This is a genomic window from Enterobacter sp. V89_11, assembly GCF_029967775.1.
In the GTDB taxonomy this organism is placed as follows: domain Bacteria; phylum Pseudomonadota; class Gammaproteobacteria; order Enterobacterales; family Enterobacteriaceae; genus Enterobacter; species Enterobacter ludwigii.
Genome location: NZ_JASCAN010000002.1, coordinates 268,478 through 276,265 on the forward strand (window position 1 = coordinate 268,478; position 7,788 = coordinate 276,265).

The window sequence follows — 7,788 nt, forward strand, 5'->3', positions numbered from 1 at the left end:
TTATTGTTGTGAAGATTTGCGGCCATAAACCAGCCAGGTCACCAGGACGCAGACGATGTAAAACACGAGGAAAACTTTCATGGCACCCACAGGCGAGCCGGTCATGGCCAGCGACGTGCCGAAGGCTTTCGGAATGAAGAACCCGCCGACGGCACCGATGGCGGAGATAAAGCCCAGCGCTGCCGCGGTTTCGGTGACTGCTTCATGCTGCGCCTGCTCGTCACTTCCCCCTTGTTGCTTCACGCGGGTGAGGGTGATTTGGCGGAAAATGATGGCAATCATCTGAAACGTTGACCCGCTGCCCAGTCCGGCGGTGAGGAACAGACCCATAAAGACCAGATAGAAGGCGAGAAAACTGCCCGACCCGGAACCGGGAAGCGTCAGGAAAAGCAGGGCGCTGAAAAGCGCCATAAAGACGAAGTTAATCAGGGTGACGCGTACGCCGCCGAGTTTGTCTGAGATCATCCCGCCCGCAGAACGGGCCAGCGCGCCAATCAGTGGGCCAAAGAAAGCCAGATGGAGGATATTGACGTCAGGAAACTGGGTTTTCGACAGCATGGCGAAGCCTGCTGAAAAACCGATAAACGAACCGAAGGTTGCCAGGTAGAGGAGGCTCAGGAGCCACAGGTGAAAACGTTTTAACACCGGTAGCTGGCTGGCAATCGTGGCCTTAGAGCTCGCGATGTCATTCATGCCGAAAAACGCCGCAATCGTGGCCAGCAGGAGAAGGGGCGCCCAAATCCACGCGGCATTGGCCAGCCACATCGTTGAGCCGTCATCCTGCGGCACGCCGTTTACGCCGAGAAAGGTGAACATGGGCAGGAAGATCACCAGCGGCGCGACCAGCTGCATTACGCTCACGCCCAGATTCCCCAGCCCGCCGTTAATCCCCAGGGCGCTACCCTGTTTCGTTTTCGGGAAGAAGAAGCTGATATTGCCCATGCTGGAGGCGAAGTTAGCGCCGGCAAAACCACACAGCAGCGCGATGACGATAAAGATCCAGTAGGGAGTGGCAGTGTCCTGAATCGCGATCCCTAACCAGACGCAGGGAACAATCAGGATCACCGTGCTTAACACCGTCCAGTAGCGTCCACCAAAGAGAGGAACCATAAACGAATAGGGGACGCGCAATATCGCACCGGACAGGGAGGGTAAGGCTGTTAGCATAAAAAGCTGGTCGGTGGAAAAATTAAATCCAACTTTATTCAGATTGACCGCAATGGCACTAAATAACATCCATACGCAAAACGCTAATAACAGGCAAGCCACAGAAATTAAAAGATTTCTTCGGGCAATATGTTTTCCTTTATTCTCCCAGAATTGCGCATTTTCGGGTTTCCAGTTGCTCAGCAGATAAGGATTATTCTTCTCACTTTGTTGTGACATGTCGCCCTCTTGCGTAACCATAAAAAGAAAAAATGGAATAAAAACAGGTGGATGTCTGACAGTGTGTTTATGGAATTATTGGATGGTTTGGGATACATCTGAAAGGATAGATAAAAAAGCGAATCCCTGAGTCGGGAGGGGAAATAAGGGTTCGCTTAATGTGTTACTAATTGTAAGTGAGGGCTGTTAATACTCATAAGTGAGTATTAACACAATTCCAGAGAGATTAATTTATCAAGATGGTTATTAAAGGCAGCGTCGTCCATCTCTGGGATATCTAATATATAAATGCCGTCCAGGCCACACACCAGACCAATTAAACGCCAGGCAATATTTTCCGGCCGATCGCCCGGGGTAAAATCTCCCGCGTCAGTGCCTGCTTTGATAAGGGCGACGGTCTCCTGGTGCCACATCTCCATGGTCAGTACATATGCACCCCTGATGTCCGTATCCCGGCTTGCCAGGATCTGCGCCTCACGCCACAGACGAATATAGGGCTCAAACCGGCCATCATCGCTGCCGAGCATGGCATGCAGTTGCTGTCGCCAGCTGGCCTGCTTGCCGACTACATCCGCATCCAGCAGTTCACGGATCAATCGCACAAAAGCCAGCGATTTTAGCTCTCCGCCAGAGGTGAAATGGTGGTGGACCTGTCCGGTGGCGACGCCGGCTTCGGCGGCAATTCGCCGTACCGTCATTGCGGAAAGTCCGTCAGAGAGCGCCACGCGCATAGCGGCCTGTAAAATCTCTTCCCGCCTTTCATCCTTGCTCAGATATCGCATTTTCACTCACTCTTAATGGGACTGAAACAAGTGTAACAAAAAGCTGGACACTCGTTCAACTTTACGTAGGATCGCAAGCTGGACATGTGTCCATGATTTAAAAGAAAAGGAAATTTATGTTTCGTCAGTGGTTAGCGTTAGTCATTATCGTGCTGGTGTATATCCCGGTGGCGATCGACGCGACGGTACTGCACGTAGCGGCGCCGACGTTGAGTATGACGCTGGGTGCCAGCGGTAACGAATTATTGTGGATCATCGATATATACTCGCTGGTGATGGCGGGGATGGTGCTGCCGATGGGCGCACTGGGTGACCGCATTGGTTTTAAACGGTTGTTGATAATTGGCAGTACGCTGTTTGGCTTGTCATCGCTGGCTGCCGCATTTGCGCCTTCAGCAGGATGGCTGATTGCTGCCCGCGCCTCGCTGGCGATTGGGGCGGCGATGATCATCCCGGCCACGCTTGCGGGGATCCGCACGTTGTTCGTTAATGCGCGCGATCGCAACATCGCGCTTGGGGTCTGGGCCGCCGTCGGTTCAGGCGGTGCGGCGTTTGGTCCTTTGATTGGCGGTATGTTGCTGGAGCATTTTTACTGGGGATCGGTCTTTTTGATCAACGTGCCGATCGTGGTCATCGTTGTTTCCCTTGCCGCGCGTCTGGTGCCTCGTCAACAGGGACGCCCGGAACAGCCGCTGAATATTGCCCATGCAATCATGCTGATTGTGGCGATATTGCTGCTGGTCTACAGCGCGAAAACCGCGCTCAAAGGGGTGCTTTCTCCGTGGCTGGTGGCAATGACGCTGCTCACCGGAGCGGTGATGCTGATGATCTTTGTGCGGATCCAGCTTCGCGCCCGCGTGCCGATGATCGACATGCGTCTGTTCTGTCATCGCATTATTTTAAGCGGTGTCGTGATGGCGATGACCGCCATGATCGCGCTGGTGGGGTTTGAGCTGTTGATGGCCCAGGAGCTGCAGTTTGTGCATGGCTTTACGCCATTTGAAGCGGGGATGTTTATGCTGCCGCTGATGGTTGCCAGCGGGTTTAGCGGGCCGATTGCCGGTGTGCTGGTCGGTCGTCTGGGGCTGCGCCTGGTGGCAGCAGGCGGAATGGGGTTGAGTGCCGTCAGCTTTATCGGTCTGTCGATGCTCGACTTCAGCACGCAGCACTGGCAGGCATGGAGTCTGATGGTGCTGCTGGGCTTCAGTGCCGCCAGTGCGCTGTTGGCCTCAACCTCGGCAATTATGGCGGCTGCGCCAAAAGAGAAAGCGGCTGCCGCAGGGGCGATTGAAACCATGTCCTATGAGCTGGGCGCAGGGTTGGGCATTGCCATTTTTGGTCTGCTGTTAACCCGCAGCTTCTCGGCGTCAATTGTCCTGCCGCAGGGACTGAGCGCGACGCTGGCCGATAAGGCCTCGTCATCGATTGGCGAAGCGGTAAACGTGGCACAGAGCCTGACTCCAGGGCTGGCGGAGTCGTTAATTGCGGCGGCAAAAACGGCCTTTATCACGTCACACAGCGTGGCGTTAGGCAGTGCTGGCGCAATGTTACTGGTGCTGGCGGTCGGGATTTGGTTTAGCCTGGCAAACGTACCGAAACAGTAAAATCAGGCCCGGTGGTGCAATGCTAACCGGGTAACCCTCAGTGTGCGTCATGGGGAGTCAGCAGGCAGCGCTTGTCGTGTGCTTCAATTTCGGTGCCGCTAAAGCGTGCGTATTGCCCGGTCAGGCCAAAGAATGCGGGTTGCGTTTCTGTATAGATTTCAGCGGCAAGTATCAGACGGCGACGTTCGTCTTCGCTCATCTCAAGCTGTGTCCAGGGAATGAAATAGCGCGTCGTTGAGCGTGCGGTCAGCGTGAACCACAGCGGGCAACCGCATCCGGGACAAAACCAGCGTTCGCCGCGCGCAGATGACGTGAAATGAGAAGGGGCTATCGACTCTTCTTCCACAAGCGGTTGCCCCTGCGCTTCCAGATACATGGCCATTCCCCCCGACCATTTCTGGCACTGGGTACAGTGGCAGGCATAGACGTCGAAATTGTTGAGGGAAACGCTGAATTGGCTCATCCCACACAGGCAGCGTCCTTTGAAAATATGCATGGCGTGCTCCTTTATTACGCCAGTCAAACCGAATAAAAAAAGCCAGCCACGAAGGCTGGCTTTTTTATACTAACAAATCTTAGAACTGGTAGGTCAGACCAACAGCAACGATGTTGTCGGTAGAAACACCAGCTGCTTTAGTGAAGCTGCTGTCGTCAACCAGGTTGATTTTGTAATCAACGTAGGTAGACATGTTTTTGTTGAAGTAGTAGCTCGCGCCAACGTCAACGTATTCAACCAGATCCTGGTCGCCGTAAGTACCAATGTCTTTACCTTTGGATTTCAGGTAAGCAATGGATGGACGCAGACCGAAGTCGAACTGGTACTGAGCAACCACTTCGAAGTTCTGCGCTTTGTTAGCGATGAAACCGCTACCGAAGTTGGTCATGTTACGGGTTTCAGAGTAGGTGGTTGCCAGGTAGATGTTGTTGGCATCGTACTTCAGACCCGCAGCCCATACTTCCGCGTTTTCGCCGCCTGCATTCAGATTGCTTGCAGCAGCAACCTGACGGTCAGTACGGTCAGATTTCGCGTAGGTAGCACCTACACCGAAGCCTTCGAATTCATAAGTAGAAGACAGACCCCAGCCGTCACCGTTCGCTTCGGTGATGTCGTTACGGTCGTTTTTACCCTGGTACTGAGCAGCCACGTTCAGGCCATCAACCAGACCGAAGAAGTCGGTGTTACGGTAAGTTGCAACGCCAGTCGTACGGCCAGTCATAAAGCCATCAGTCTGAGTCCAGGTATCACCACCGAATTCTGGCAGAACGTCAGTCCATGCGCCGATGTCGTAAGCAACACCGTAGTTACGACCGTAGTCGAAAGAACCGAATTCGTTGAATTTCAGGCCCGCGAATGCCAGACGGGTTTTGTTGCCGTCAGAACCCTGAGATTCAGAGCGGTTGCCTTTGAACTCGTATTCCCACTGGCCATAACCGGTCATCTGGTCGTTGATCTGAGTTTCACCTTTGAAGCCCAGACGAACATAGGTTTTGTCGCCGTCGTTGCCAGCGTCATCAGAGAAATAGTGCAGACCTGTTACTTTGCCGTACAGATCCAGTTTGTTACCGTCTTTGTTAAAAACTTCAGCCGCGTTTACAACGCCTGCTGCCAACATGGAAGTCACTGCCACTGCAACTAATTTAAGTTTCATCTTAAATATTCCTTATAATTTTCTTCAGTATTTCCTGAGCCACTTTGAACGATTTCTAAACGAGGCTAATCATCAATGGCATGCTATTTTTAAGAATCTTGTAGTAGGGTTTCAATAATAAGTTTCAAAATATTAGCAATAATTTCAATTAGTGTGATCCGGATCGGATAAATTGCGGCTGTAACGAATGAGATGGTGGTGATTTGTGCATTTTTTGATGAATTATTCAACAAAACCATTGGCCGCAATATAGTTTTCAGCCGTTTTAGTTTCTTTTGTTAATTGTCGGTATTTTCTGTCTTTTTACGCGTTTGATATAAATGTCATTTGTTTAAAATCAGTAAGTTAACTATTTCATTATACGGGATAATCGTTGTTGGACATGAAACACACAGAAACACACTATTGCACTTTGTGCTATATACATTGTTAATATTCGCAAGGGATTAATAACGTAACGGTGTCAAGTTATGTCAATAAAGGACGACGGAGATTTACGAAAGGGCGGTAATATAAACAGAATCTAAACGGCTTTTCTAACGCGCCGATCATTATTTTGACGCGCGATCACATATTAAATTTATGTTAATTCCCGCCGGGCGATTATGGACCCGGCAGAAGATAGCGATATTATTTTCGCGTGGCGTACCAGCACAACAAAGACCCGGCACAAACCATTAATGCGCCTTGCCAGAAAGAAAACGAGAGGGGGGAATTCAGCAATACGGCAGCGAGTGCTGCTGAGAGTACAGGCGTGAAATAGGATACCGCTGCGAGTACCGTGACGTTGCCATGAAGAATACCGATATTCCATGCCGCATAGCCAAACCCCAGTGCGACGCTGCACATGATGAGCTTTACGACCACCGGGAGAGTAAACACCATTTGCGGCTGTTCGCTGAACGCATATTTCACCCACAGACTGAGCGCGGTGAGCAGCACGAAAAGCGTTATCCCGTTTTGCCCGTTGGCAAACTTACTGGTGACGGTGCAGTAAGCCGCCCAGATAAAAGCCCCGGCGAACGCCAGCGCGTAGCTGAGCGGGCTTGAGATGACATTACGCATGATGTCATCAAGATGTAGCCCTTGCTCTCCGCCTAATACCCAACAGACGCCCAACAATGAGACGGCTAAGCCCGGGATCACCCACAGGGTGGACCGTTGGCCGTTAAATAAAATGGCAAACACAATCGTCAGGCTTGGCCAGAGATAATTGACCATTCCCACTTCGATAGCCTGGGAGCGCGTTGCGGCATAGCCTAACGACAGGGCAAGGCAAATTTCATAGCTGACAAACAGCACGCTGCCGGCAATAAGATACCGGGGTGAAAACCGTCTGATATCAGGAAATCCTACCGTCACCAGGCACAGTAATCCGCTGAGGGTGTATATCATTGCGGCGCCTCCCACCGGTCCCAGCCCCTCACTGACGCTACGAATGAGGCCAACCATGGTGCTCCACAACAGTATCGCCGCCAGTCCCGTGAGCGTTGCTCTCTTTCTGTCCATAACCCTGCCATCGCTATAAAAATCAAAGGAAAAATTTATAGCATTAATCCTCCTGCCATCGCGAATTATTCTCTTAAGTCTTTAATCAAAAAGAGGTATTTAAATTCCGTGGGGGTGACTATTAAGGGGGTGAAGACAAGTGACCTTGATTTGACGCAAAAAAATCAGGGGCTTTACTGCTAGTTTGCGGCGCGAAGTCTTATATGAAAACGAGGACAACAATGGACGTCAGCCGCAGACAATTTTTTAAAATCTGCGCGGGCGGTATGGCCGGAACAACAGCCGCAATGCTGGGATTTGCACCCAAAATGGCGCTGGCTCAGGCACGCAACTATAAACTGCTGCGCGCGAAAGAGATCCGTAACACCTGCACATACTGTTCCGTAGGTTGTGGGCTTTTAATGTATAGCCTGGGCGATGGCGCGAAGAACGCCAAAGAAGCGATTTATCATATTGAAGGGGACCCGGATCATCCGGTGAGCCGTGGCGCACTTTGTCCGAAAGGGGCGGGTCTGCTGGATTATGTCCACAGCGAAAACCGTCTGCGCTATCCGGAATACCGTGCGCCAGGATCTGACAAATGGCAGCGTATCTCCTGGGATGAGGCGTTTTCCCGAATCGCAAAACTGATGAAAGCTGACCGCGACGCCAACTTTATCGAAAAGAACGCGCAGGGCGTTACGGTGAACCGCTGGCTGTCGACCGGCATGCTGTGCGCATCCGCGGCAAGTAATGAAACCGGCATGCTGACGCAAAAATTTGTGCGCTCCCTTGGCATGCTGGCGGTAGATAACCAGGCGCGCGTCTGACACGGACCAACGGTAGCAAGTCTTGCTCCAACATTTGGTCGCGGTGCGA

General features: G+C 51.8%; 6 protein-coding genes and 1 pseudogene. 2 read left to right on the forward strand and 5 right to left on the reverse strand.

Features of this window, described 5'->3' with window-relative positions; translation table 11 throughout:
- Both QLG09_RS02880 and QLG09_RS02885 read right to left on the reverse strand, forming a co-directional pair.
- A complete protein-coding gene (locus tag QLG09_RS02880) occupies positions 1 to 1,386 on the reverse strand; it encodes a NarK family nitrate/nitrite MFS transporter (RefSeq protein ID WP_025204128.1) in 1,386 nt (461 codons plus the stop codon).
- 206 nt (positions 1,387 to 1,592) lie between these two features.
- Complete coding sequence (locus QLG09_RS02885; RefSeq protein WP_020884053.1) at positions 1,593 to 2,168, reverse strand: TetR family transcriptional regulator; 576 nt, start codon at positions 2,166 to 2,168, stop codon at positions 1,593 to 1,595.
- Between the two features lie 116 nt (positions 2,169 to 2,284).
- Here QLG09_RS02885 and QLG09_RS02890 point away from each other — a divergent pair, with 116 nt between their 5' ends.
- Positions 2,285 to 3,772 carry an MFS transporter gene (locus QLG09_RS02890; protein WP_025204129.1) on the forward strand — a complete coding sequence of 496 codons (1,488 nt, stop codon included), beginning with the start codon at positions 2,285 to 2,287 and terminating at the stop codon, positions 3,770 to 3,772.
- A 37-nt stretch (positions 3,773 to 3,809) separates the two neighbouring features.
- Here the strand turns inward: QLG09_RS02890 and QLG09_RS02895 are convergent, their stop codons facing one another.
- From QLG09_RS02895 to yddG, 3 genes are all read right to left on the reverse strand, one after another.
- Positions 3,810 to 4,268: a GFA family protein gene (locus QLG09_RS02895; RefSeq protein WP_020884055.1), complete on the reverse strand. Its 459-nt coding sequence runs from the start codon at positions 4,266 to 4,268 to the stop codon at positions 3,810 to 3,812.
- 79 nt (positions 4,269 to 4,347) lie between these two features.
- Positions 4,348 to 5,421, reverse strand: coding sequence for a porin OmpD (gene ompD, locus QLG09_RS02900; RefSeq protein WP_020884056.1), 1,074 nt, complete (start codon positions 5,419 to 5,421; stop codon positions 4,348 to 4,350).
- Positions 5,422 to 6,051: 630 nt separating this feature from the next.
- A complete protein-coding gene (gene yddG, locus QLG09_RS02905; RefSeq protein ID WP_014170222.1) occupies positions 6,052 to 6,930 on the reverse strand; it encodes an aromatic amino acid DMT transporter YddG in 879 nt (292 codons plus the stop codon).
- Between the two features lie 221 nt (positions 6,931 to 7,151).
- Here yddG and QLG09_RS02910 point away from each other — a divergent pair.
- Positions 7,152 to 7,736 (forward strand): annotated as a pseudogene (locus QLG09_RS02910) (molybdopterin-dependent oxidoreductase); the annotation flags it as partial.
- Between the last annotated feature and the right edge of the window lie 52 nt (positions 7,737 to 7,788).